The sequence below is a fragment of the Pseudomonas sp. BF-B-30 genome, assembly GCF_019956305.1.
Taxonomy (GTDB): Bacteria; Pseudomonadota; Gammaproteobacteria; order Pseudomonadales; family Pseudomonadaceae; genus Aquipseudomonas; species Aquipseudomonas jessenii.
Genome location: NZ_JAHBDG010000022.1, coordinates 149,530 through 174,179, shown reverse-complemented (window position 1 = coordinate 174,179; position 24,650 = coordinate 149,530). Strand labels below are relative to the sequence as shown.

Here is a 24,650-nt window from a genome sequence, read left to right as displayed (position 1 = left end):
TGTCTATGAGTCTGCCGCTTTTTCCGTTGAACACAGTGCTGTTTCCTGGCTGCATCCTCGACTTGCAGATCTTCGAGGCGCGCTATCTGGACATGATCGGCCGCTGCATGAAGCAGGGCGGCGGGTTCGGCGTGGTGTGCATCCTCGAGGGTGAGGAAGTCGGGATCGCCCCGGCGGGTTACGCCTTGGTCGGGTGTGAGGCGCTGATCACCGATTTCAAGCAACAGGACAACGGCCTGCTGGGGATTCGGGTTCAGGGCGGACGGCGTTTCCATGTATTACGAACGGAAGTCCAGCGCGATCAGTTGACCGTCGCCGAGGTCGAGTGGCTGGAAGACGAACCCGAGCAACCCTTGCAGGACGAAGATGCCGACCTGGTTGCGTTGCTCAAGGCCTTGGCTGAGCACCCGATGGTCGAAGCGTTGAACATGGGTACTGAGGCGACCGGGCAACAATCACTGGCCAATCAATTGGCGTACCTGTTGCCTTTCGCGGAACTGGACAAGATTGATCTGCTGCAACTTGATGATCCGCAACAACGACTGGATGCGATTCAGGCGTTGCTGGATGAGTTGCAGGGGGAGTTGTTTGCCTGAGTGATTTTGGCGAACTTCCGATGGCTTGGCTGTATGTTGTTTTTAATGGCATTGTTTTTGAAGTTTATTGTAGTTTCGCTGGCTGAGTCTGTATTTATTTCTAATAACTAAAAGTGATGGTTTGTATTGAGTGTTCACGCAGTGGCGATTATATTTGCTGCGTCTGCATGAAGCGGGCGTTACATATATAAGGAGCTGTTATTATGAAAAATTTCACTGGTGCTGAGCGTGCTTTGTGGGAGTTGTGCTTTTCTCGAATCATGGTCAACTATGTTTCTGCGCAATCACCGCAGGGCGAAGTTCAGTTTGCCGCGGACTCTGCAGTCAATGCGGCCAATGCGTTGATCCTGGTGCGCCGTTCGGGCCTGAATGGTGATCGTGATAATTATGAGCAGCGGCTTTGGGATAGTTATGTAGGGGACGCTATGATCAAGTTTTCGACAGAGGTTCGTTGGAAACTTGAAGACTATGTTGTCATTGCCGGCCGCGTTGCCAAAAATGCCGACACAGCCGTTGCGAAGTATCGCGGCACGGAAGGTTCGGAACTGCCAAGCTTTCCATTCGGGAGCTAAGTCGTAATATGGTTTTCTGGTAGTTGATGGTAAAGCGATTCCTTGAATGACGTGTTGTGGGCTGATGTTCCATTTGCGTCAAGGGACGAATGCAGGCTTCAAAAACTCCATAACACCCTGTGGGAGCAAGCTTGCCCGCGAAGAGGCTCTTTCAGTCGATACTGATACCGCCTGACTCTCCGCCTTCGCGGGCAAGCCCCCCCCATACACAGGATTCGTTTTTACTTCAGGTCCGACTCAGTCAGCTCAACACAAAGTAATCGCGATCTTCGAACGGGCTAGTTCGACCTGCTGCAACTCGATGATCCGCAGCAGCGACGGAGTGCGATTCAGGCGTTACTGGATGAGTTGCAGGGGGAGTTGTTTACCTGAGCAGCATTTGGCAAACATTGCACACGATTGCCAGCATTGCTGGGTGCCGGTGTTTTGATTAATTTGGGATTGCCCGCATGAAGCGGGTTACTTCAAAATATCAGAAGGATTTCAATGATGACTATTTTCTCCAATGAGCGCGCGGCATGGGAAGCGGCCGCTGTAGGTTACCTGCTCAAACATGCAAGTATGGGGCAATCCTTCGAGGATACTGCAATTGCAGCAGGCCGGCTCGCTGATGCACTGATTCTGGAAATGCGTAAACGTCAACGTGCCTGATTACAATTAGCTGAACGCGTTCAAAAAGAACCCCGTCATATTGGTCGGGGTTCTTTTTTTATGAGAGGTCGAGATAAATCTGCACTCTTTTTAGTAGGCATACCGCAACATCGTATGGGGCAAATGCCGCAATACGAAGAAGCCGAACAGGGCCACCAACGCCGGTAGCAGCAGCCACCAGACCTTGGGCGGCATTGCGTTCAGTGGTGCCTGACGTTGATTCAGCCAGAGGCTGGCTGCGCAGACGCAGGCCGCCAGCATTGCACCAGCCAATACATCCGTCGGCCAATGCGCGCCGAGGTAAACTCTGGAGAGGGCAATCGCCAAGGCTGGAATGCAACCCAGTAGTAACCAGGTCAATCGCATCCGTGGCGGTTGTCCACGCCCGGCAAGTACGGCGAGGGTTAGAAACAGCGCGAAAGAACCCGAGGCGTGACCACTTGGCATGCTGTAACTGGTCAGTGGATCGCTCAGGACTTCCGGACGTACGCGAGCGAAGAAGTGTTTGGTCGCGGTGTTGGCCAGTGCTGTGCAGAGCAAGGTGCTGGAGGCGAAGATCGCTTGCGGCCATTGCCTGGCGATCACCAGTAGCACTACGAGCAAAGCACTGAACGCCAGCATGTTGCGGAATTCGCCGATCAGTGTGAAGACTACGGCTACTTCATCGAGCATCGGATTGCGATGCTCTTGCACCAGTGTCATCACGCCCTGATCGAGCGCGCTCAGATGCGAATAGCCGATAAACAACCCTGCCAGAATCAGAAAACTCATGCCGGTGATGAACATCGTGGCATTGCGATGCCGGCGCAGGCTACTGGTTGCGCTCAAACCGACCATCACAGCAATGCTGCCGACAACAACCCCGGCCTGGAGCCAGAAGCCTTCGGGCAATGGCAAGCGGATTGCCGCGCCCGTGGCCCAGCCAGGCATCAGATAAGCCAACGACCAACCCGCGCCAGCCAACAGGCTGACAGCGAAGAAACGCGGGAAAGGCATGTCGCACATTCCGGCCACCATCGGCAGCATTGGCCGCAAGGGGCCGATAAAGCGCCCAACCAGCAGGCTGGCGATGCCGTAGCGCTGGAAGTATGACTCGGCTCCGGCGATCCATTCCGGATGATGGCGCAAGCCCGGCAGGCGCCGGATGTTCTGATGGAAGTGCCGTCCCAGAAAATACGAAATGACGTCGCCCAGCACCCCGGCGATGAAACCCAGCAAGAGCGTCTCACTGAGCGTCAGCGCGCCACTGCCTGCCAGTACCGCCACGGCGAACAGCAGCACCGTGCCGGGAACGATCAGTCCGGCAATCGCCAGGCATTCCACAAAGGCCACGATGAACACCGCTGCCGCCAGCCATTGCGGGTTGGCCGCCAACCATCCGGTCACGCTATCGAGCCATGGGCCCATAAAAACCACTCCATCAAATGTTCAATTTTCTACTTGTAGGCGCGAGCCTGCTCGCGATAGCGCACTTTGAGTCAACGGCGATGTTGATTGTGCTGACCTCATCGCGAGCAGGCTCGCTCCTACAGAAGATTCCTTCAGTTTCAAAATCCGGATCAGTCTCAGGACAGCACAAAATAATCGCGACCTTCGACCTGTCCCCGTCGTAGCGGGTTGCGCGTGCAATAAGCCGCGTAGGTCGCATCGACGAAGCGGTACATCAGGTGTTCATCGCGCCCGTGGGGAATGCCCAGACGCGTGGTCTGGATGATGTGGGCGGGCGTCTGCCCGACGTGTTCTACCAGCAGCACTTCATGGTCGAAGCGTTTGGCGTCCCATACCGGCACTTTCAGGCCCAGCGCCTTGCAGAGCAGGGTTTGCCCGGCACAGAGTTTTTGTGACGGGCGAGGGTGGCCCTGGGAATCGGGATTGTTCAGTAGCATCTGCGCCAGGCTGGCCGGCCCGCTCAATTGATCGACCCACGGGTAGGCGGATTTGATCAGTACCGCGTTTCCCGGCCCTTGAGCACTGAAGTTCAGTGAGTCGCCGCCCCGAGCGTAATACATATAGATGTGGCCGCCATCCAGAAACAAAGCCTTACGCTTTTCTGTGTAGCCGAGGGATGCGTGGCTGCCCTTTTCCGCGCAGTAGTAGGCCTCGGTCTCGATAATTCGGGCGCTGAGCCACAGGTCGCCCACTCGATGGCGAATGACTTTGCCCAGTAAATCCCGGGCCAGAACTTGCGCGTCACGGTCGAAAAACGCGTCCGGGAGGCCCGTGGGCAGGCTCGCGGCGGACGCTCGAACAGTCAGATTGGACATGATGACCGGCATTTGTCAGGGCTGAATGAGTCGTGATGATAACAATTTGCAGCTTAATCCCGGCTGAACATCGGCAATTTGCCCTCCATTTCGACCATCCGCCCGTCACCGCTGTTAGTCGGTGGGCGCGACAGCTATAATCTGTCGCTTTACTCTTTACCAAGACCTAATCAAAGACCACGCCAGACCATGACTGAGTCCGTTCTTGACTACATGACCCGCCTGGGTCGCGCTGCCCGCGAAGCTTCCCGCGTGATCGGCCGTGCCAGTACCGCGCAGAAAAACCGCGCCCTGCAGGCCGCCGCCAACGCGCTGGACGCTGCCCGAGCCGAGCTGACGGCGGCCAATGAACAGGATTTGGCTGCCGGTCGCGCCAATGGTCTTGAGCCGGCCCTGCTTGAGCGCCTGGCACTGACCCCGGCGCGTATCGACGGCATGATCGTCGGCCTGCGTCAGGTGGCAGCCCTGCCGGACCCGGTCGGCGCTATCCGTGACATGAGCTTCCGTCCGTCCGGAATTCAGGTCGGCAAGATGCGCGTGCCACTGGGCGTGATCGGAATCATCTACGAGTCGCGACCGAACGTGACCATCGATGCGGCCAGTCTGTGCCTGAAGTCCGGTAACGCGACCATCTTGCGTGGCGGTTCCGAGGCCATTCATTCCAATCGTGCCATCGCCGCCTGCATTCAGCGTGGCCTGGCCGAGGCCGATCTGCCGGCCGCGGTGGTGCAAGTGGTCGAAACCACCGATCGTGCTGCCGTCGGCGCGCTGATCACCATGCCTGAATACGTTGATGTCATCGTGCCGCGCGGCGGTCGTGGCCTGATCGAACGCGTCAGCCGTGATGCCCGTGTCCCGGTGATCAAGCACCTGGACGGCATCTGCCACGTTTACGTGAGTGAACACGCCGATCTGGCCAAGGCACAGCGCATCGCGTTCAATGCCAAGACTTACCGTTATGGCATCTGCGGCGCCATGGAAACGCTGCTGGTCGATCAAACCGTCGCCAGGGAGTTCCTGCCGGCGATGGCGGCACAGTTCCGCGAAAAAGGCGTCGAGCTGCGCGGTTGCGAGCGTACCCGGGCAATCATCGATGCCGTGGCCGCTACCGAAGAAGACTGGAGCACCGAGTACCTGGCGGCGATTTTGTCGATCCGCGTGGTCGACGGACTGGGACAGGCCATCGAGCACATCAATCATTACGGTTCCCATCACACCGATTCGATTGTCAGCGAACACCAGGGCGACACCCGGCGTTTCGTGGCTGAAGTCGACTCCTCGTCGGTGATGATCAATACCCCGACATGCTTCGCCGATGGCTTCGAATACGGATTGGGTGCCGAGATCGGCATTTCTACTGATAAGCTGCACGCCCGCGGCCCGGTGGGCCTCGAGGGACTGACCTGCGAGAAGTACATCGTGGTCGGCGACGGGCAGTTGCGCGGACAGGAGCCGGTCTGACTTGGGCGAATTCGACCCGTCAGCCCCGGTCACCGTCAGCGAGCCAGCCCCTCGCCGCATTGGTGTCCTGGGCGGAACGTTCGATCCGGTGCACATCGGCCATTTGCGCGGTGCGCTGGAAGTCGCCGAAACACTTGCGCTCGATGAGTTGCGCCTGACACCCAGTGCCAGGCCGCCCCATCGGGACAAGCCGCAGGTGTCGGCAAAAGACCGTCTGGCGATGGTCGAGTGCGCGGTGGCCGGTGTGGCGCCGTTGGTGGTGGACGCCCGCGAATTGCAGCGGGACAAACCGTCCTACACCATTGATACCCTGGAACTGATGCGCGCCGAACTGGCCGTATCCGACCAGGTTTTTCTGCTTTTGGGCTGGGACGCTTTTTGCGGCCTGCCCACTTGGCACCGCTGGGAAGAGTTGCTCCAGCATTGCCATATCCTGGTGTTGCAACGCCCGGATGCCGACAGCGAACCGCCGGATGCCTTGCGCAACCTGCTGGCAGCGCGCTCGGTGAGCGACCCGCTGGCCCTCAAAGGGCCGAGCGGACAGATTGCATTCGTCTGGCAGACACCGCTCGCGGTATCCGCCACCCAGATCCGTCAACTGCTGGCCAGCGGTAAGTCGGTACGTTTCCTGGTGCCCGACGCGGTCCTGGCCTACATCGATGCGCACGGACTCTACCGTGCGTCGAACTGAATAGGAGTGCCTCAAGGCACGTGGCAACAACGTGTATTGAAGCGCCCGAACAAACGAGCAAAACGAGTTTTATATGACGAGCAACAACGAAAGCAAAGTAAAACGCAAAGGCACATTCAAGAGTGCCCCGCTGCCGGAAAAGGTCCTCGCCGCCGAGCCGCCTAAAGGCGACGAGCTGGTCAAGATCGCCGTAGCCGCCCTTGAAGACGTCAAGGCCCAGGATGTGCTGGTGATTGATGTTCGCGACAAGCAGAGCATCACTGACTACATGATCATCGCCACCGGTACCTCCAACCGCCAGATCGGCGCGATGCTGGACAAGGTTCGCGAGGCCGTCAAAGCCCTGGGCATCAAGCCGCTGGGTGAAGAAGGCAAGGGCGACAGCGACTGGGTGCTGTTGGACATGGACGACGTGATCGTTCACATGATGACCTCCAACGCCCGTCAGTTCTACGACCTTGAGCGCCTGTGGAAAGGTGCCGAGCAGAGCCGTGCGGCCGATGGCAAGCACCACAGCCCTGAAGTTGGTCACGAGCACTTCAACAAGCTCAACAAAGACCAGGAATAAGGGACCGCCGTGCGACTGCGACTGATCGCCGTCGGTTCACGCATGCCCAAGTGGGTGGAAGAAGGCTGGCATGAATATGCCAAGCGTCTTCCGTCCGAGCTGGCGCTGGAACTGGTGGAAATTCCGCTCAATACCCGTGGCAAGAACGCCGACGTGGCCCGTTTCATCCGTCAGGAAGGCGAAGCCATGCTGGCCAAGGTCGGGCCGAACGAGCGGATTGTCACTCTCGAAGTCCATGGCAAGCCCTGGAGTACCGAGCAACTGGCGGTCGAGCTCGATCGCTGGCGGCTGGACTCGCGCACTGTCAACTTCATGGTCGGTGGCCCCGAAGGGCTGGCGCCGGAAGTCTGTGCCCGGGCTGACCAGCGCTGGTCGTTGTCGCCGCTGACCTTGCCGCACCCGCTGGTGCGGATCCTGATCGGCGAACAGATGTACCGTGCCTGGACCGTGCTGTCCGGTCACCCTTACCACAAGTAGTTCTGCCCTCATGTCCCAGCCGATCCGCATCAAGGACCACGAAAAAGACGCCCGTCTGGTGCGTGGTCGCGTCGTGTTCGGGGCCATTGCAGTGGTGGCGCTGATTGCGGTGCTGATCGCGCGTCTGTATTTCCTGCAGGTGATCCAGTACGAGTACCACTCGACCCTGTCGGAAAACAACCGCGTCCACGTGCAGCCGATTCCGCCGACTCGCGGGCTGATTTTCGACCGCAACGGCGTGGTGATTGCCGATAACCGGCCGAGTTTCAGCCTGAGCATGACCCGCGAGCGTTCCGGCGACTGGCAGCAGGTGCTCGACGTGATCGTCGAAGTGCTGGAACTGACGCCCGAAGACCGGGTGATCTTCGAGAAGCGCATGCGTCAGGGGCGCCGGCCGTTCGAGCCGGTGCCGATCCTGTTTGAGCTGAGCGAAGAGCAGATCGCCCGGATCGCCGTTAACCAGTTCCGCCTGCCGGGCGTGGAAGTGGTCGCGCAGTTGGTTCGTCACTATCCCCAGGGGGCGCACTTTGCTCACTCGGTGGGCTACATGGGACGGATCAACGAGAAAGAGCTCAAGTCGCTGGACCCGGTCAATTACAGCGGCACCCACCACATCGGCAAAACCGGCATCGAGCGTTTCTACGAGCCTGAATTGCACGGCCAGGTGGGTTACGAGGAAGTCGAGACCAACGCCAGGGGCCGCGTACTGCGCGTGCTCAAGCGTACCGATCCGATTCCCGGCAAGGACATCGTCCTGAGCCTGGACATCAAATTGCAGGAAGCCGCCGAAGCTGCGCTCGGTGGTCGTCGTGGCGCGGTAGTAGCGCTGGACCCGAAAACCGGCGAAGTGCTGGCGATGGTCAGCCAACCGAGTTTCGACCCGAACCTGTTCGTCACCGGCATCAGCTTCAAGGCCTATTCCGAGCTGCGCGACTCCATCGACCGGCCGCTGTTCAACCGCGTGCTGCGTGGCCTGTACCCGCCGGGTTCGACCATCAAGCCCGCGGTGGCGATTGCCGGTCTGGACGCGGGCGTGGTGACGGCGTCGTCGCGAGTGTTCGACCCGGGTTACTACATGCTGCCCAACTACGATCACAAATACCGTAACTGGAATCGCACCGGTGACGGTTTCGTCGATCTCGATACGGCGATCATGCGTTCCAACGACACCTACTTCTATGACCTGGCCCACAAGCTGGGGATCGATCGGCTGTCGGCATACATGACCAAATTCGGCATCGGCCAGAAAGTCTCCCTGGACATGTTCGAAGAGTCGCCGGGGTTGATGCCGTCCCGCGAATGGAAGCGTGCGACCCGCCGGCAGGCGTGGTTCCCGGGTGAAACGCTGATTCTGGGGATTGGCCAGGGCTATATGCAGTCGACCCCGTTGCAACTGGCCCAGGCCACCGCCCTGGTCGCCAACAAAGGCGTTTGGAACCGTCCGCACCTGGCCAAGACCATCGAGGGCGTGAAGCCGGTGGATGAGAATCCGATGCCGGACATCATCCTGCGCGACCCCTCGGACTGGGCCAAGGTCAACCACGGCATGCAGCAGGTTATGCATGGTGCCCGTGGTACGGCGCGCAAAGCCTCTATCGGCGCGCAATACCGGATCGCTGGCAAGTCGGGTACAGCCCAGGTGGTCGCGATCAAGCAGGGTGAGAAGTATGACCGTTCCAAGGTTCAGGAGCGCCATCGCGACCACGCCCTGTTCGTCGGTTTTGCGCCGGCCGACGACCCGAAAATCGTGGTGTCGGTGATGGTCGAGAACGGCGAGTCCGGCTCCGGCGTCGCCGCGCCAGTGGTGCGCCAAATCATGGATGCCTGGCTCCTGGACCAGGACGGTCGGTTGAAGCCCGAATACGCCAGCCCTATCAGTGCAGAGGCTACCGCCCGTGATGAATAACTTCGATCGCATGCTCTCCAGTGAGGATGTGATGCGTCGCCGTGCGACGCTGCTGCAACGCCTGCACATCGACGGCCCGTTGCTGATCCTGCTGCTGACCCTGGCGGCCGGCAGCCTGTTCGTACTCTATTCGGCCAGTGGCAAAAGCTGGGATCTGCTGGCCAAACAAGCCACTTCTTTCGGCATCGGCCTGGTGTCGATGATCGTCATCGCCCAGTTCGAGCCACGCTTCATGGCCCGCTGGGTCCCGGTGGGTTATGTGATCGGCGTGCTGTTGCTGGTAGTCGTCGACATCATGGGTCACAACGCCATGGGCGCTACCCGCTGGATCAACATTCCCGGGGTGATCCGCTTCCAGCCTTCGGAGTTCATGAAGATCCTGATGCCGGCGACCATCGCCTGGTACCTGTCCAAGCGCACCTTGCCGCCGCAACTCAAGCATGTGGGGGTGAGTCTGTTCCTGATCGGCTTGCCATTCATCCTGATCGTGCGTCAGCCCGACCTCGGCACTTCATTGCTGATTCTGGCGGGGGGCGCCTTCGTGCTGTTCATGGGGGGGCTGCGCTGGCGCTGGATCCTCAGCGTGCTCGCTGCCGCCGTGCCGGTGTCCGTGGCCATGTGGTATTTCGTTATGCACGACTACCAGAAGCAGCGCGTCCTCACGTTCCTCGACCCGGAAAGTGACCCGCTAGGCACCGGCTGGAACATCATCCAGTCCAAGGCCGCCATCGGCTCCGGTGGTGTGTTCGGCAAGGGCTGGTTGCTGGGCACCCAGTCGCACCTGGACTTCCTGCCGGAAAGCCATACCGACTTCATCATTGCCGTATTGGGTGAAGAGTTCGGCCTGGTGGGGATCTGCGCGCTGTTGCTGATCTACCTGCTGTTGATCGGCCGCGGCCTGGTGATTACCGCCCAGGCCCAGACATTGTTCGGCAAGTTGCTCGCGGGCAGCCTGACCATGACGTTTTTTGTTTATGTTTTCGTCAACATCGGTATGGTCAGTGGCCTGTTGCCGGTGGTGGGGGTGCCGTTGCCGTTCATTAGCTACGGAGGAACTTCGCTGGTGACGCTACTGTCAGCGTTTGGGGTTTTGATGTCGATCCATACCCATCGCAAGTGGATCGCGCAGGTTTGAATAAGGTGAAATTTTCAATGCAAGTAATGCGTGGCTGGGCGACTCGATACGCGCCATGGGTCAGCCTGGTAAGCATCCTTGGCACCATGCCGGACGCGTTGGCCGGCGACTACGAAGGCTCACCCCAGGTGGCCGAATTCGTCGGTGAAATGACCCGCGACTACGGTTTCGCCGGTGAACAATTGATGGGTGTGTTCCGCGAAGCCGAGCGCAAGCAGTCGATTCTGGACGCCATCTCCAAACCTGCCGAACGGGTCAAGCAGTGGAGCGAGTATCGCCCGATGTTCATCACCGATGCGCGCATAGCCCGGGGTGTGGATTTCTGGCGTCAGCACGAAACGGTGTTGGCTCGTGCCGAGCAGGAATACGGCGTGCCGGCTCAGGTGATTGTCTCGATCATCGGTGTTGAAACCTTTTTCGGCCGTAATACCGGAAATTTCCGGGTGATCGATGCCTTGTCGACCCTGGGTTTCGACTATCCTCCCCGTGCCGAGTTTTTCCGCAAGGAGTTGCGTGAGTTCCTGCTGCTGGCCCGCGAAGAGCAGGTCGATCCGTTGACGCTCAAAGGCTCCTACGCTGGCGCAATGGGATTGCCGCAGTTCATGCCGAGCAGTTTCCGCGCTTATGCAGTGGATTTCGACGGTGATGGCCATATCAACATCTGGACCAATCCGGATGATGCCATTGGCAGTGTTGCCAGTTACTTCAAGCGCCATGGCTGGGTCGCCGGCGAACCGGTAGTCAGCCGCGGCGATGTCCGTGGCGATCAGGTCGACGAAGGTTTGACCACCGGTATCGAACCGACGAAAACCGTCGGGGAGTTGCGAGCCCTGGGGTGGTCAAGTCATGATGCGCTGCGCGATGATATGCCGGTTACTGCGTTCCGCCTGGAAGGCGACAATGGCTCCGAGTACTGGATGGGCCTGAAGAATTTTTACGCGATCACGCGATATAACCGCAGCGTGATGTACGCCATGGCTGTACATCAACTGTCTGAACAGCTGGTCCAAGCACGGGGCGTCAAGTAATGCGGGCATTGCCTATCAATAAACCCCTGAAGCTGATGGCATTCGCCGCGTTGGCAATGCTGGTCGCCAGTTGTTCGACCAGCCGTGCGCCGGCCCAGAAGACCAGCAGCACCGCTGTGCGCACGACGCCGGGGCTGGACATCAACCGCGCCCACAAGGATGGCGCGCCATGGTGGGATGTCGATGTTTCGCGTATCCCGGACGCCACGCCGACACTGCACACCGGCCCGTACAAGGCCGCTCCTTACTCGGTACTGGGCAAAACCTACTTTCCGCTGCAGGAGTCAAAGACCTACGTGCAGTCGGGCACGGCGTCGTGGTACGGCACCAAGTTCCACGGCCAGAACACCGCCAACGGCGAAGTCTATGACCTGTACGGCATGAGCGCTGCCCACAAGACTCTGCCACTGCCAAGTTACGTTCGGGTCACCAACCTGGACAACAACAAGAGCGTGATCCTGCGAGTCAACGACCGTGGGCCGTTCTATTCGGACCGGATCATCGACTTGTCCTACGCGGCCGCCAAGAAGCTCGGTTACGCCGAAACCGGCACCGCGCGGGTCAAGGTCGAAGGCATCGACCCGCAGCAATGGTGGGCTGCCAAGGGCCGTCCGGCACCATTAATGCTCAACGAACCGAAAGTCGCGCAGAATAGCGCGCCGGTGATCACGGCCTCGGCCGGCACCGTCGAGCAATGGACGCCGCCGCCGCAGCAACACGCGGCCGCGGTGGTGCCCGTGCAACTCGATGCAAAAAAAAACGCTTCTGTAGCAGCCTCTGGCCAGTATCTGCAGGTGGGCGCGTTCGCCAACCCGGACGCTGCAGAACTCCTGAGATCGAAGCTCAGCGGGATGGTGAGCGCTCCGGTGTTCATCAGCTCGATCGTGCGCAATCAGCAGACCCTGCATCGGGTGCGCATGGGGCCAATCGGTTCGCCGGGTGAAATCCAGCAGGTGCAGAACAGTGTGCGCCTGGCCAATCTCGGTTCGCCGAGTGTGGTCACGGAGTAATACGTAGAGCTTGATTGACGGTTCGTCTGCGGTATTGGGGGGCGAACCAGGTTGTTGACTCGTTGAAGAACAAAAGCCCGGCAAGGGTGACTGAGTGAGCAACTGAACACGCGATGACTCGTTAGAAAGTCATTTGATTAGTTTTGCCCTTGGGCAAGTTTCCATTAGCGATTTCGAGAGACGGATGAACATCACCACCTTTGCCAAACGCCTGTTCCTGCTAGTCCCGCTGCTTCTCTCACCCGCCGCGTTCGCGGTCGAGATGATGCCTTCGCCACCACAACTGGCCGCCAAGGCCTATGTGCTCATGGATGCCAGCAGCGGCAACGTGCTGGTCGAGAACAACGGTGACCAGCGTCTGCCGCCGGCCAGCCTGACCAAGCTGATGACCGCGTACATCGCGACTCTGGAAATCCGTCGTGGCCAGATCGGCGAAAACGATCCGGTGACCGTCAGCGAAAACGCCTGGCGTACCGGCGGTTCGCGGATGTTCATCAAGGTCGGCTCGCAGGTGACTGTCAGCGACCTGTTGCACGGCATCATCATCCAGTCGGGCAACGACGCCAGCGTTGCGCTCTCCGAGCACATCGCCGGCAGCGAAGACGCGTTCGCCGACATGATGAACAAAACTGTTGGCGACCTGGGCATGACCAACAGCCACTTCATGAACCCGACCGGTCTGCCGAACCCTGAGCACTACTCGTCGGCTCACGACATGGCCGTACTGGCTCGCGCGATCATCCACGAAGACCCGGCTCACTACGCGATCTACTCGCAGAAAGAGTTCTTCTGGAACGGCATCAAGCAACCGAACCGCAACCTGCTGCTGTGGCGCGACAAGACCGTCGACGGCCTGAAAACCGGTCACACAGACGAAGCCGGCTATTGCATGGTGTCTTCGGCCGTACGTGATGGTATGCGTCTGATCGCCGTGGTCTTCGGCACCAACAGCGAAGTGGCCCGTGCCGCCGAAACCCAGAAGCTGCTGACCTACGGTTTCCGCTTCTTCGAAACCCAGACCTTCTATCAGAAGGGCACCGAGCTGGCTCAGGCTCCGGTCTGGAAAGGCTCCACCAACCAGGTCAAGGCTGGCCTGGCGCAAGACCTGACCATGACCTTGCCAAAAGGCCAGCTGAAGAAGCTCGCTGCCAGCATGACCATGAACCCGCAACTGATCGCGCCAATCGCCAAGGGCGACGTGATCGGTAAAGTCGAAGTCAAACTGGACGACAAGGTGGTGCACAGCGCCGATCTGATCGCTCTGGATGGCGTCGAAGAGGGTGGTATCTTCCGCCGCATGTGGGATAGCATCCGTCTATTCTTCTACGGCTTGTTCAACTGATAGTGTGCACCTGCATGGCCCTGCGCTGATCCGGCGCGGGGCTTTGCCGTCGCCACGGCTTACGCTTACGAGGCCGTTACGCCATGACCGATACCGAAGTAAAGGCGCCAAAGATCGAGTTCCCTGCCAATGATTACCCGGTTAAGGTGATCAGCGACACCGGCGTGGGTAACAAGGACAGAATCATCGACATCGTCCGCAAATATGCAACGATCAACGATGAGCGTGTTGATGAGCGCCAGAGCAGCAACGGCAAATACACCACCATTCAGTTGCACATCGTCGCGACCGACCAGGATCAGCTGTACAACATCAACAGCGAACTGCGGGCAACCGGTTTCGTGCACATGGTGCTGTGATGTCCGGGGTGCTGGGCTTTCGCGAGCTCGGCCAGATGGCTTACGAGCCGGTCTGGCATGCCATGCAACGCTTCACCAACGAACGCGGCAACCATGCCGCCGACGAGATCTGGCTGGTGGAACACCCTGCGGTGTTCACCCAGGGCCAGGCCGGCAAGGCCGAGCATCTGCTGCTTCCCGGTGATATTCCGGTGGTGCAGGTCGACCGTGGTGGTCAGGTGACCTACCACGGCCCTGGCCAACTGGTGGCTTATCTGCTGCTGGACGTGCGCAAGCTCGGGTTTGGCGTGCGCGATCTGGTCAGCCGGATGGAGCAATGCCTGATCGAGCTGCTGGCCAGTTACGGTGTCACCGCCGTGGCCAAGCCCGATGCGCCGGGTGTCTACGTCGACGGGGCGAAAATCGCCTCCCTGGGTCTTCGGATCCGCCACGGCTGTTCCTTTCATGGCCTGGCCTTGAACGTGGACATGAACCTGGAACCGTTTCGACGGATTAATCCCTGCGGCTACGCCGGGCTGGCGATGACCCAGCTGAGCGACCACGCAGGATCGATTGAATTTGCCGAGGTAAGTGCCCGGCTGCGCGCGCAGCTCGTCAAACACCTCGACTATGCTGAGCAGACGACCCTGACGGGCGGAATCGACTGATATGACTACTGATGCAGTGCAAACCATGATCCCGACGCTCGATGTCACCGAGCGCCCGGCCCCGCGTCCCAAGGTTGAAGCCGGCGTCAAGCTGCGCGGCGCCGAAAAGGTTGCACGCATCCCGGTGAAGATCATTCCGACCACCGAACTGCCGAAGAAGCCGGACTGGATTCGCGTCCGCATCCCGGTTTCGCCGGAAGTCGACCGCATCAAGGCCCTGTTGCGCAAACACAAGTTGCACAGCGTGTGCGAAGAGGCGTCCTGCCCGAACCTGGGCGAGTGCTTCTCCGGCGGCACCGCGACCTTCATGATCATGGGGGACATCTGCACCCGTCGCTGCCCGTTCTGCGACGTCGGCCACGGCCGTCCGAAGCCGCTGGACGTCAACGAGCCGGAAAGCCTGGCCATTGCCATCGCCGACCTGCGCCTGAAGTACGTGGTGATCACTTCGGTAGACCGCGATGACCTGCGTGACGGCGGTGCCCAGCACTTTGCCGACTGCATCCGCGAAATCCGCAAGCTGTCGCCGAACGTGCAGCTCGAAACCCTGGTCCCGGACTACCGTGGCCGCATGGACATCGCGCTGGAAATCACCGCCGCCGAGCCGCCGGATGTGTTCAACCACAACCTGGAAACCGTGCCACGTCTGTACAAGGCTGCCCGCCCAGGTTCGGACTATCAGTGGTCGCTGACCCTGCTGCAACGCTTCAAGCAGATGATGCCGCACATTCCGACCAAGTCCGGCCTGATGCTGGGTCTGGGCGAGACCGACGAAGAAGTCATCGAAGTCATGAAGCGCATGCGCGAGCACGACATCGACATGCTGACCCTGGGCCAGTACCTGCAACCGTCCCGCAGCCACTTGCCGGTCCAGCGCTTCGTGCACCCGGACACCTTCGCCTGGTTCGCCGAGGAAGGTTACAAGATGGGCTTCAAGAACGTCGCTTCCGGTCCATTGGTTCGCTCCTCGTACCACGCCGACGAGCAGGCGAAGCTGGTCAAGGCCGAGCTGATGTCGTCCTGATCGACTGTGAAGCATAAAACGCCCGCAAGGTTTCAAAGCCTTGCGGGCGTTTTTTTGCCTGGCCTACGACAACGGCTGCCTTTTCCTGCAACCTGCGGGGCAACGGTTCCTCTTCTGTTTGTCCCCGTTCCTGACTACTGTGTGCTGATGTTTTCACGCAGGGAGATTCACGGATGACCGCTCGACCGACCCTCACCCTTTGCCCTCATGCTCCCGTCCCGGCACTGCCGTCGGAAGGCATGATCGGCGTTATCGCACCCGCCGGTCCCGCGCCGCTGGACACCGACAAGGCGGTGCAATGGATGCGTGCCCGGGGTTATTCACTGAAAGTGTTTCCCGGGGTCTACGAAAAAAACGGCTACCTGGCCGGCAGTGACGAGGTGCGACTCGACGATCTGCATGCAGCGTTCGCCGACAGCGAGGTGGATGCGATCATCTGCCTGCGCGGTGGTTATGGCACGCCCCGGCTGCTCGACCGCATCGATTTTGATTTGCTGCGTGACAACGCCAAGCCGTTCGTCGGCTACAGCGACATCACTGCGCTGCATTTGGCGATCAGTCGTTATGCCGGCTTCGTGACCTTTCATGGTCCGTTGCTCAATGCCGACCTGCTGGGTGAGAAGCAAATACCTACCGAGTCTTCGTTCTTCAACATGCTGCGAGGGAAGGTGAGGGCGGGAACAGTGCTGGCGCATCCGGTGGCCTACCCGCTGACCACGATCGAGCCAGGCGTGGCTCACGGGCGCTTGCTCGGTGGCAATCTGGCCATGATCGCCGCGACCATGGGCACGCCCTACGAGATCGACGCCGAGGGCGTCATTCTGTTGATCGAGGATATCAACGAGCCGCTGTATCGCATTGACCGGTTGCTCACCCATCTGCGGCTGGCAGGCACGTTGCACAAGCTGCGCGGCGTGTTGGTCGGGGATGTGGCGGGGGTTGAGGTGGCGGCGCTGGACAGGTTGCTCAAGCAGATCTTCGAGCCATTGAAGATTCCGGTGCTGTCCGGGTGGCGCAGCGGCCATTGCGACCCGAACCTGACGTTACCCATGGGGGCGCTGGTCAGGCTGGATGCCGGAAACAAGGAATTGATGCTGGAGCAGGATGTGGTGGCCAGGCGCTAGATTTTTATCGCCTGTCAGTCAGTCTTCGCGGGCAAGCCCGCTCCCACAGTGTCCGCGTCGTACACAAATCATGTGAACGCCCCTGAACCTGTGGGAGCGGGCTTGCCCGCGATGCTTTTAGCGGTTACGCAGTCCTTCGAGCAACTTGTGCGTCGGATACCCATCTGCCGGCCAGCCAAACGACTGTTGGGCGCTGCGGATAGCCTTGCGGGTGTTGGCGCCGATGATCCCGTCGGCGGTGCCGGCGTCATAGTTTTGCGCGCTCAATAGGCTTTGCAGCTCGATCCGCTCGGTACGGCTCAGAGGCAGGTCATCCTTTGGCCACGTACCGCTGATCAAGCCTGCGCCATTGAAGCGTTCGGACAACAGGCTCACGCCCAAGGCATAGGACGACGAATTGTTGTACTTGAGAATCGCACGAAAGTTGTCGAGCACAAGGAACGCGGGACCGCGGTAGCCAGCCGGTAATAGCAGTGCCGCAGACAGTTGCTCCGAGCCTGCCGGAACCTGGCCACCGTTGGGCAGCGTAACGCCCAATTGGCGCCACTCGGCAACACTCTTGCGAATCGTGCCATCGGCCAGTACGTAGTTGAAGCCGCTCGGCAGCTGAACTTCAAAGCCCCACGGCTGACCTCTCTGCCAGCCGGAGCTTTGCAGGTAATGCGCGGTCGAGGCCAGGGCATCAGCCGAACTGCTCCAGATATCGCGACGGCCGTCGCCGTCGAAATCAACGGCGTGGGTGTTGTAGGTGGTCGGGATGAACTGGGTCTGGCCCATGGCGCCGGCCCAGGAACCGAGCATCTTTTCGGGTTCGATGTCGCCTTGTTGCAGGATTTGCAGGGCCGCGATCAATTGCGCGTGGGCGAAGCCGGGACGGCGGCCTTCGTAGGCCAGGGTCGCCAGCGAGTTGATCACCGACTTGCTGCCCTGGAACTGGCCAAAATTGCTTTCCATGCCCCACACGGCCACCAGCGCCTGACGATCAACGCCATAACGCTGCTCGATGCCTTGCAGGATGTCGGCGTACTGGTCGATCAGTGACTGGCCTTTGCGTACCCGCAGCGGCGACAACGCGCCATCGAGGTATTCCCACACCGGTTTTGCGAATTCCGGTTGGCTGCGATCGGCACGAATCACACTGGGGTCGAAGCTGACATTGGCGAAAGCGCGATCAAAAAGATCGGCGCGGATACCAGCGGCCAGGGCATCCTTGCGGAAACCCGCCTGCCATTCGGCAAATGTCTGGGTAGGCTGGATGTCGAGGTTCTCACCCGTCGGAACCACCGGCGGAACAACCGCCGGGGCGGTAGCGACAGGAAGTGTCTGAAGCGGCTGAGCGTCGGCTGCGGTCGGTTTTTCCGCACAGGCGACAAGCAAAACAAGGCTGGAGGCAGCGATCAATTGGCGTAAGTGCCAACGATGGGGAAGACAAAAGGGCATGCACGGGTCCAGGGAATACGAATCAGGTACAGACCTTAACATGTTGAAGGGGTGTTCTGCTTTACGCAGCCAGAAAGTAAGAAGCCTCCCAGCTGTCAGACTGGAAGGCTTCGCGGCGGTAGCTGCCTTTGCCCTTGGTGGGGCGTTCCTGGCGGCTGCGGAACAATGGCTGGGCGATGATGGATTTGGCCTTGTTGGGGCCATGCTTTGATGGCTTTTTGCTCATGATGGTGCCTCGCAAGTGAGTGGTTTTTGCGGGGCAAATCATCGGCCGAAGTTGAGGGGCTGTCTAGTCCCGGTGGCTGTCGGAAAAAGCGCCGTTCTTTGTAGGAGCGAGCTTGCTCGCGAAGCACTTGAGGGCGCTGCGTTAAATCAGAAAGTCTGCGTTATCGTTAACGACCATCGCGAGCAAGCTCGCTCCTACAGGGGGCGGTGTTATTCAGCGGGTAGGGTTAAGCGTTGCCCGGCCATCAACAACGTCAGCCGGCTCAGGCTCATCCACGGCGAACCGGCCGCCTGGCCCTTGATCTGCGCGTCGATGCGCTGTGCTTCGAGCAGCAATTGCGCCCAGCGTTGCGCCGAGTAGCGTTGCAGGGCTTTGCTCATCAAGGGTTTTCGTTTGTCCCAGACCGGAGGTTTGGCCTGGCTGAAAGCCTTGTCCAGCGGCGTGCCCTGACTGTATTGCAGCGAAATATTGGCCAGCAGGCGCAACTCTCGGGCCAGGGCCCAGAGAATCACCGGCGGCTCGACGCCTTCACCGCGCAACCCTTCGAGCATGCGCAAGGCATGGGCTGCTTCACCATTGAGAACCGCATCGGTCAGGCCAAAGACGTCGAAGCGCGCACTGTCGGCCACCGCAGCCTGCACGGTTTCAACGGTGATCTGACCCCCTTCGGCCATCAGTTTGAGCTTTTCGATTTCCTGGGCGGCGGCCAGCAAGTTGCCCTCGACCCGTGCCGCAATCAGCTCAACGGCGTCCTGGCTGGCGGAAAGCCCGGCCTGGGACAAACGTTGGCGGATCCAGCTTGGCAGTTGGGCGACATCGACCGGCCAGATCTGCACGAACTGGGTCTGTTGTCCTTCGACCAGCGCCTTGCCCCACTTGGTTTTCTGAGCGCTGCCATCGAGTTTCGGCAAGCTGATCAGCAGCACGGTGTCGTCGGCCGGGCGCGAGCAGTACTCGATCAGCGCGGCGGCGCCCTTGTCGCCGGGTTTGCCGGACGGCAGGCGCAGTTCCAGCAGGCGCTTTTCGGCGAACAGTGACATGCTGGCACCGGCTTGCAGCAGCGTCCCCCAGTCGAAACTGGCGTCGGCGGCAAACACCTGGCGTTCATCGAATCCCTGCTGGCGGGCGGCAGCGCGAACAGCGTCGGCCGCCTCCTGGCACAACAACGGGTCATCGCCGCTGATGATATAGACCGGCGCAAGGGCGCCTTGCAGGTGTTTGGCGAGTTGGGCGGGGGCGAGTTTCATAAGAGAGGGCGAACGGGGCACACAGGCGCCCCGTAAGTCTTACTGCTGTGGCAGTTCGACAGGCGACTGACGCGGGGTATCCGCTTCAGCCTTCTTTGCCGCTTCCAGCGCTGCGGCATCAGCCTTGGCCTTGGCTTCGGCAGTCTGCTGCAACTGGTCCAGTTGGGTGGGGTTCAGTTGTTCCAGGCGCAGCATCATGCGTTGAACCAACTCCCGGCGGCCTTCTGTGCGGGCCGTTGCGGCTTCCTGGTCGGACCCCACCAGGTTGTTGCCGTCGTGCATATAGATCTTCTGCACTTCAAGCTTGTCGCTCAACAGGGGCAGATCGCCGCGACCACGGATGTCGTAGTTCAACACGGTGGTGATCTGGTACTCGCCGGCACGACCGGCACCTGCGTAGCTGAGGATGCGCTGGCTTTCCTGTTCATTGGTCAGTACCAGCTTGTAAGGAGCGCCGGTATAGACGTTGACGCCGCTGCCAATCAGTACCTGACGCAACTGGGTAACGGTTGGGCCATAAGCGTTACGGGCGCTCAGGTCGAGTTCCTTGATCGCCAGTTCATTGGTGCCGGTGCCGCGCAGCTGGAAACCGCAGGCGCTCAGCAGAACCGCGAGGCCCATCACCAGCAGATTGCGTTTGATCATCTTGTTGCTCCCCTTGAAACCATGTGGGCCGATCAAGCGGCCCGAAAGGTTTTACTCGGCGCCAGGCTCACCTGGCGCCTGATCCAATTAGCTGGCGACGATATTGACCAGTTTCCCGGGCACTACGATCACTTTACGAATGGTCAGACCGTCGACGAAGCGCAGCACGTTCTCGTTGGCACGGGCGGCGGCTTCGACTTCTTCACGGCTGGCACTGGCCGGCATTTCGATGTGGCCACGCAGCTTGCCGTTGACCTGAATCACCAGTTGCAGGCTGTCCTGTACCAAAGCGCTGTCATCCACCACCGGCCAACCGGCGTCGATCACAGGATCGGCGTGACCCAGTTGATTCCACAGCTCGTGGCTGATGTGCGGGGTGATCGGAGCCAGCAGCAGAGTCACGGTTTCCAAGCCTTCGTGAATCAGTGCACGATCCTGGTCGGTGCCTTGCGCGGCTTTTTCCAGTACGTTCATCAGCGTCATCACTTGCGCGATGGCGGTGTTGAACTTGTGGTTCTGGCCAACGTCCTGGCTGGCCTGCTTGATGGCCAGGTGGATCGAGCGACGAACGGCTTTCTGCTCGTCGTTCAGGCTGGCGACGTCCAGTTTGCCCGGCAGGCCCTGAGTGACGTGGGCTTGAGCCAGACGCCAGACGCGCTTGAGGAAACGGTGCGAACCTTCGACGCCGGAGTCGGACCATTCCGCGCTCATGTCAGGTGGCGAGGCGAACATCATGAACAGGCGGCAGGTGTCTGCTCCGAACTGGTCGATCATCGACTGTGGGTCGACGCCGTTGTTCTTCGACTTGGCCATCTTCTCGGTGCCACCGATTTCCACCGGCAAGCCGTCGGCTTTCAACTTGGCGCTGATGACCTTGGCCTTGCTGTCACGCTCAAGCTCGACGTCCGCCGGGTTGAACCAGGTGTAAGCGCCATTGGCTTCGCGGCGGTAGTAAGTCTCGGCGATCACCATGCCCTGGGTCAGCAGGTTCTTGAACGGCTCGTTGGAGCTCACCAGGCCTTCGTCGCGCATCAGCTTGTGGAAGAAGCGCGCGTAGAGCAGGTGAAGAATCGCGTGTTCGATACCGCCGATGTACTGATCCACCGGCAGCCAGTGGTCGGCCGCCGATTTTTCCACCAGGCCGCCTTCAAAGTGCGGCGAGGCGTAGCGGGCGTAGTACCACGAGGACTCGACGAAGGTGTCCATGGTGTCGGTTTCACGCTTGGCAGGCTGGCCGCATTTAGGGCAGCTGCACTCGTAGAACTCGGGCATGCGCGCCAGTGGCGAACCGGCGCCATCGGGTACGACGTCTTCCGGCAGCACGACAGGCAGTTGATCTTCCGGTACCGGCACGTCACCGCAGGTGCCGCAGTGGATGATCGGGATCGGGCAGCCCCAGTAACGCTGACGGCTGATGCCCCAGTCGCGCAGGCGGAATTGGGTACGCGAGGCGCCCAGTTCTTTCTTGATCAGTGCGACTTCGATAGCGTCGAAGGCGCCCGCGAAGTCCAGGCCGTCGAACTCGCCGGAATTGATCAGTGTGCCGTACTCGCCGTAGGCGTCTTGCCATGGCGCCGGGTTGCTGTCACCGGAACTGGTGCGAACAACGGATTTGACCGGCAGGTTGTATTTGTGGGCGAATTCGAAATCGCGCTCGTCGTGGGCAGGAACAGCCATGACCGCGCCGTCGCCGTAATGCATCAGCACGTAGTTGGCGACCCATACCGGTAGCTTTTCACCGGTCAGTGGGTGCTCAACGAACAGGCCGGTCGGCAGGCCTTTTTTCTCTTGAGTCGCAACGTCGGCTTCCGCAACGCTGCCGCCCTTGCATTCAGCGATGAACGCTTGCAGCTCAGGGTTGTTCTGTGCGGCCAGGGTCGCCAGGTGGTGCTCGGCGGCGACGGCGACGTAGGTCGCGCCCATCAGGGTGTCCGGACGGGTGGTGAAGACTTTCAGCGCGCCCGCTTCGCCGATGGAATCGACGTTGTACGGGAACTGCACTTCCATGCCGCGGGACTTGCCGATCCAGTTGCGCTGCATGGTCTTGACCTGTTCAGGCCAGCCAGTCAGTTCGTCCAGGCTCTCCAGCAGTTCATCCGCGTAGGCGGTGATCTTGAAGTAGTACATCGGGATTTCGCGCTTTTCGATCAGCGCGCCGGAACGCCAGCCGCGACCGTCGATCACCTGTTCGTTGGCCAGAACGGTCTGGTCGACCGGGTCCCAGTTCACGGTGCCGCTTTTTTTGTAGATCACGCCTTTTTCGAACAGGCGGGTGAACAGCCATTGTTCCCAGCGGTAGTAATCGGGCTTGCAGGTGGTCACTTCACGCGACCAGTCCACCGCCAGGCCCAGGCTGCGCAGCTGGGATTTCATGTAGGCAATGTTTTCGTAGGTCCACTTGGCGGGCGCTACGTTGTTCTTCATCGCGGCGTTTTCCGCCGGCATGCCGAAGGCGTCCCAACCCATGGGTTGCAGAACGTTCTTGCCTTGCATGCGCTGGTAGCGGGAGATCACGTCGCCGATGGTGTAGTTGCGCACGTGCCCCATGTGTAGCTTGCCGCTGGGGTAAGGGAACATCGACAGGCAGTAGTAAGTCTCCTTGCCTGGCTGTTCACTGACTTCAAAGGACTTTTGCTCGTCCCAGAACGACTGGGCGGCGGCTTCGATTTCACGGGGCTGATATTGTTCGTGCATGGCTACTTTTGAACTGAATAGGGGTGGCCTAATCCTCTTCAATGCAACGCTGGACGGTGAACACGCCGCATTGGCGTTTTCGATGTCCAGCCGAGCTGGAAGTGGAGTTACAGGAAGCGCCGTAGCATACATGACCGCGCTCTACCGAGGGAAACCCTGATTGCTGCCGCGCGTCCCGCAAAAACCGCCGCGAGGGCCGTTGGTCGCGGCGCTCAGCCGGTTTGTTCATGGAAGCTAAGCTCTAACTGGGGAGTAGGTCTTATCTTCCAATGAGGTGAGGGATGGTTGAGTCACAGCAAAAAGCTACAAAACCGGAGCTGTACGAAAGGCTGATCGATCGTTTGGCCCTGGCCTTGGAAGCGGCAAGAACTGCTGGCCGGTTGCGCGACGTACGCCCTCTGGAACTGGAACTGCGTGGCCTGAGCCCCGCAGAGTTTGCACTGGTCAAGGCGTATCTGGATCGCAGTGAGCGTGAGACGCACGGATGCTTGTCAGAGGCGGTAAAGCAACTCGACGCACCACGTTCGGCCAAGATCATCTGGCTCAAGGACAAGGTTCCCGGCAGAGACGCGGTAAAGGTCCGGTCTTTGCAGTTCAAATAAGACGCAGAGCCGTGCTCAACGGTTTTTTGAAGCATAGTTCTTCTGTATTGATTGTCGCATTGCGCTAACCCACTTAGGCTTCGGGCATCTCCAGGAGATGCTCGATGCCTTTTCGTTACTTTGTAAAACAACTTCTTTTGCCCCCCGGCATTCTATTGCTGCTGCTTTTGCTTGCCTGGTGGTTGCGCCGCTCAAGGCCAAGGCTCGCCGGTGTGTGCTTTGCACTGGGGCTGGGGGGACTTTGGCTGATGAGCCTGCCAGTGGTGGTGCAGTGGAGTGCCAGCCTGCTCGAGCGTGAGCCACCGCTGGCCCGCGACGAATGGGCAGTGCTGGGCCAGCGCGCGGACGCCATCGTCGTCCTTGGTTCCGGACGCGAGCGCGGTGACTTGGCCTGGGGTTCCGACCAACCCACGGGTGTAGGCCTGGAGCGTCAGCGCTTTGCCGCGCGATTGACCAAGGCTTCCGGCCTACCGGTACTGACCAGCGGCGGATTGCATTACGGCACTCCGCCAAGCGAAGCGCAGATGATGGCTGACTCTTTGCGCGACGATTTTGGTGTGACCGTGCGCTGGCAGGAAGGGCGCAGCCGCACGACCTGGGAAAATGCGCAGTTCAGCGCCCAGGTGTTGCTGCCACAGGGCATCAAACGTGTGGTGCTCGTGACTCATGCCGGGCATATGCCACGAGCGGTCTGGAGTTTCCGCAAGGCCGGGTTTGAGGTGGTGCCGGCGCCGGTAGGGTTTCTGAGCGGCGACAATGCGCGGCCACTGGGAGGCTGGATGCCGGAATTCAAGGCGATCTGGCAGAACGGGCAGTTGATGAACGAGGCGGTGGGGCAGATCGGTTATTCGATGTTCTACCGAGGTGATGTCGGTGCTGATTGATGAGGTGCCTGTGATGCCGCCTTCGCGAGCAAGCCCGCTCCCACATTGGATCTAAGT

General features: G+C 60.0%; 25 protein-coding genes. 18 read left to right on the top strand and 7 right to left on the bottom strand.

Going from position 1 to position 24,650, the window contains the following annotated elements; genetic code table 11:
- The first annotated feature begins 5 nt into the window (after window positions 1–5).
- The 3 genes from KGB29_RS13635 (at window position 6) to KGB29_RS13620 (ending at window position 1,819) form a co-directional block, all read left to right on the top strand.
- On the top strand, window positions 6–596 hold the full coding sequence (locus KGB29_RS13635; protein ID WP_046041675.1) for an LON peptidase substrate-binding domain-containing protein: 591 nt from the start codon (window positions 6–8) through the stop codon (window positions 594–596).
- 203 nt (window positions 597–799) lie between these two features.
- A complete protein-coding gene (locus tag KGB29_RS13630; RefSeq protein WP_150815379.1) occupies window positions 800–1,168 on the top strand; it encodes a hypothetical protein in 369 nt (122 codons plus the stop codon).
- 489 nt (window positions 1,169–1,657) lie between these two features.
- On the top strand, window positions 1,658–1,819 hold the full coding sequence (locus tag KGB29_RS13620) for a hypothetical protein (protein ID WP_191625448.1): 162 nt from the start codon (window positions 1,658–1,660) through the stop codon (window positions 1,817–1,819).
- 90 nt (window positions 1,820–1,909) lie between these two features.
- Here KGB29_RS13620 and KGB29_RS13615 read toward each other — a convergent pair whose 3' ends face one another.
- Both KGB29_RS13615 and KGB29_RS13610 read right to left on the bottom strand, forming a co-directional pair.
- Window positions 1,910–3,226, bottom strand: a complete 1,317-nt coding sequence (locus KGB29_RS13615) for a bifunctional DedA family/phosphatase PAP2 family protein (protein WP_150814343.1) — start codon at window positions 3,224–3,226, stop codon at window positions 1,910–1,912.
- Between the two features lie 158 nt (window positions 3,227–3,384).
- Window positions 3,385–4,083, bottom strand: a complete 699-nt coding sequence (locus KGB29_RS13610; RefSeq protein ID WP_150814341.1) for a DNA-3-methyladenine glycosylase — start codon at window positions 4,081–4,083, stop codon at window positions 3,385–3,387.
- A 189-nt stretch (window positions 4,084–4,272) separates the two neighbouring features.
- Between KGB29_RS13610 and KGB29_RS13605 the strand changes: the two genes are divergently transcribed.
- The 13 genes from KGB29_RS13605 to KGB29_RS13545 all read left to right on the top strand — a co-directional run bounded on the left by KGB29_RS13605 (window position 4,273) and on the right by KGB29_RS13545 (window position 16,855).
- A complete protein-coding gene (locus KGB29_RS13605) occupies window positions 4,273–5,544 on the top strand; it encodes a glutamate-5-semialdehyde dehydrogenase (RefSeq protein ID WP_102670774.1) in 1,272 nt (423 codons plus the stop codon).
- 1 nt (window position 5,545) lies between these two features.
- Window positions 5,546–6,235 (top strand): nicotinate-nucleotide adenylyltransferase, encoded by a 690-nt coding sequence (nadD, locus tag KGB29_RS13600; protein WP_150814340.1) that lies wholly within the window; start codon window positions 5,546–5,548, stop codon window positions 6,233–6,235.
- 73 nt (window positions 6,236–6,308) lie between these two features.
- Window positions 6,309–6,803, top strand: a complete 495-nt coding sequence (gene rsfS / locus KGB29_RS13595; RefSeq protein ID WP_007975896.1) for a ribosome silencing factor — start codon at window positions 6,309–6,311, stop codon at window positions 6,801–6,803.
- A gap of 9 nt (window positions 6,804–6,812) precedes the next feature.
- The gene (gene rlmH / locus KGB29_RS13590) at window positions 6,813–7,280 is read left to right on the top strand and encodes a 23S rRNA (pseudouridine(1915)-N(3))-methyltransferase RlmH (protein WP_008052376.1); all 468 of its coding nucleotides are present in this window, start codon (window positions 6,813–6,815) and stop codon (window positions 7,278–7,280) included.
- A gap of 10 nt (window positions 7,281–7,290) precedes the next feature.
- Complete coding sequence (gene mrdA / locus KGB29_RS13585) at window positions 7,291–9,186, top strand: penicillin-binding protein 2 (RefSeq protein ID WP_102670775.1); 1,896 nt, start codon at window positions 7,291–7,293, stop codon at window positions 9,184–9,186.
- A gap of 31 nt (window positions 9,187–9,217) precedes the next feature.
- Window positions 9,218–10,321: a rod shape-determining protein RodA gene (rodA, locus tag KGB29_RS13580; RefSeq protein WP_173677931.1), complete on the top strand. Its 1,104-nt coding sequence runs from the start codon at window positions 9,218–9,220 to the stop codon at window positions 10,319–10,321.
- Window positions 10,322–10,338: 17 nt separating this feature from the next.
- A complete protein-coding gene (mltB, locus tag KGB29_RS13575; RefSeq protein WP_150814339.1) occupies window positions 10,339–11,349 on the top strand; it encodes a lytic murein transglycosylase B in 1,011 nt (336 codons plus the stop codon).
- The gene (locus KGB29_RS13570; protein ID WP_057713159.1) at window positions 11,349–12,359 is read left to right on the top strand and encodes a septal ring lytic transglycosylase RlpA family protein; all 1,011 of its coding nucleotides are present in this window, start codon (window positions 11,349–11,351) and stop codon (window positions 12,357–12,359) included. Before mltB ends, KGB29_RS13570 begins: the two co-directional genes overlap by 1 nt.
- Window positions 12,360–12,543: 184 nt before the next feature.
- Complete coding sequence (locus KGB29_RS13565) at window positions 12,544–13,701, top strand: D-alanyl-D-alanine carboxypeptidase family protein (RefSeq protein WP_056728857.1); 1,158 nt, start codon at window positions 12,544–12,546, stop codon at window positions 13,699–13,701.
- Window positions 13,702–13,784: 83 nt separating this feature from the next.
- Complete coding sequence (locus KGB29_RS13560; RefSeq protein ID WP_008052383.1) at window positions 13,785–14,060, top strand: DUF493 domain-containing protein; 276 nt, start codon at window positions 13,785–13,787, stop codon at window positions 14,058–14,060.
- On the top strand, window positions 14,060–14,707 hold the full coding sequence (lipB, locus tag KGB29_RS13555) for a lipoyl(octanoyl) transferase LipB (RefSeq protein WP_150814338.1): 648 nt from the start codon (window positions 14,060–14,062) through the stop codon (window positions 14,705–14,707). Before KGB29_RS13560 ends, lipB begins: the two co-directional genes overlap by 1 nt.
- Window positions 14,708–14,732: 25 nt before the next feature.
- Window positions 14,733–15,731, top strand: a complete 999-nt coding sequence (gene lipA, locus KGB29_RS13550; RefSeq protein WP_162130289.1) for a lipoyl synthase — start codon at window positions 14,733–14,735, stop codon at window positions 15,729–15,731.
- A 173-nt stretch (window positions 15,732–15,904) separates the two neighbouring features.
- Window positions 15,905–16,855: an LD-carboxypeptidase gene (locus KGB29_RS13545; protein ID WP_057713161.1), complete on the top strand. Its 951-nt coding sequence runs from the start codon at window positions 15,905–15,907 to the stop codon at window positions 16,853–16,855.
- A 117-nt stretch (window positions 16,856–16,972) separates the two neighbouring features.
- On the opposite strand, the gene KGB29_RS13540 is transcribed toward KGB29_RS13545, so the two are convergent.
- The 5 genes from KGB29_RS13540 to leuS all read right to left on the bottom strand — a co-directional run bounded on the left by KGB29_RS13540 (window position 16,973) and on the right by leuS (window position 23,107).
- Window positions 16,973–18,295 carry a lytic murein transglycosylase gene (locus tag KGB29_RS13540; RefSeq protein ID WP_090451593.1) on the bottom strand — a complete coding sequence of 441 codons (1,323 nt, stop codon included), beginning with the start codon at window positions 18,293–18,295 and terminating at the stop codon, window positions 16,973–16,975.
- A 61-nt stretch (window positions 18,296–18,356) separates the two neighbouring features.
- Window positions 18,357–18,521, bottom strand: a complete 165-nt coding sequence (gene arfA, locus KGB29_RS13535) for an alternative ribosome rescue factor ArfA (protein WP_003228536.1) — start codon at window positions 18,519–18,521, stop codon at window positions 18,357–18,359.
- Window positions 18,522–18,730: 209 nt separating this feature from the next.
- Window positions 18,731–19,768, bottom strand: coding sequence for a DNA polymerase III subunit delta (gene holA, locus KGB29_RS13530; RefSeq protein ID WP_150814337.1), 1,038 nt, complete (start codon window positions 19,766–19,768; stop codon window positions 18,731–18,733).
- Window positions 19,769–19,807: 39 nt separating this feature from the next.
- The gene (lptE, locus tag KGB29_RS13525; protein ID WP_150814336.1) at window positions 19,808–20,413 is read right to left on the bottom strand and encodes an LPS assembly lipoprotein LptE; all 606 of its coding nucleotides are present in this window, start codon (window positions 20,411–20,413) and stop codon (window positions 19,808–19,810) included.
- Between the two features lie 87 nt (window positions 20,414–20,500).
- Entirely contained in the window at window positions 20,501–23,107 is a 2,607-nt protein-coding gene (leuS, locus tag KGB29_RS13520; protein ID WP_150814335.1) for a leucine--tRNA ligase, read from the bottom strand.
- Window positions 23,108–23,388: 281 nt separating this feature from the next.
- Here leuS and KGB29_RS13515 point away from each other — a divergent pair, with 281 nt between their 5' ends.
- Window positions 23,389–23,709, top strand: a complete 321-nt coding sequence (locus tag KGB29_RS13515; protein ID WP_008052397.1) for a hypothetical protein — start codon at window positions 23,389–23,391, stop codon at window positions 23,707–23,709.
- A gap of 104 nt (window positions 23,710–23,813) precedes the next feature.
- Window positions 23,814–24,593: a YdcF family protein gene (locus KGB29_RS13510; protein ID WP_150814334.1), complete on the top strand. Its 780-nt coding sequence runs from the start codon at window positions 23,814–23,816 to the stop codon at window positions 24,591–24,593.
- The last annotated feature ends 57 nt before the right edge of the window (window positions 24,594–24,650 follow it).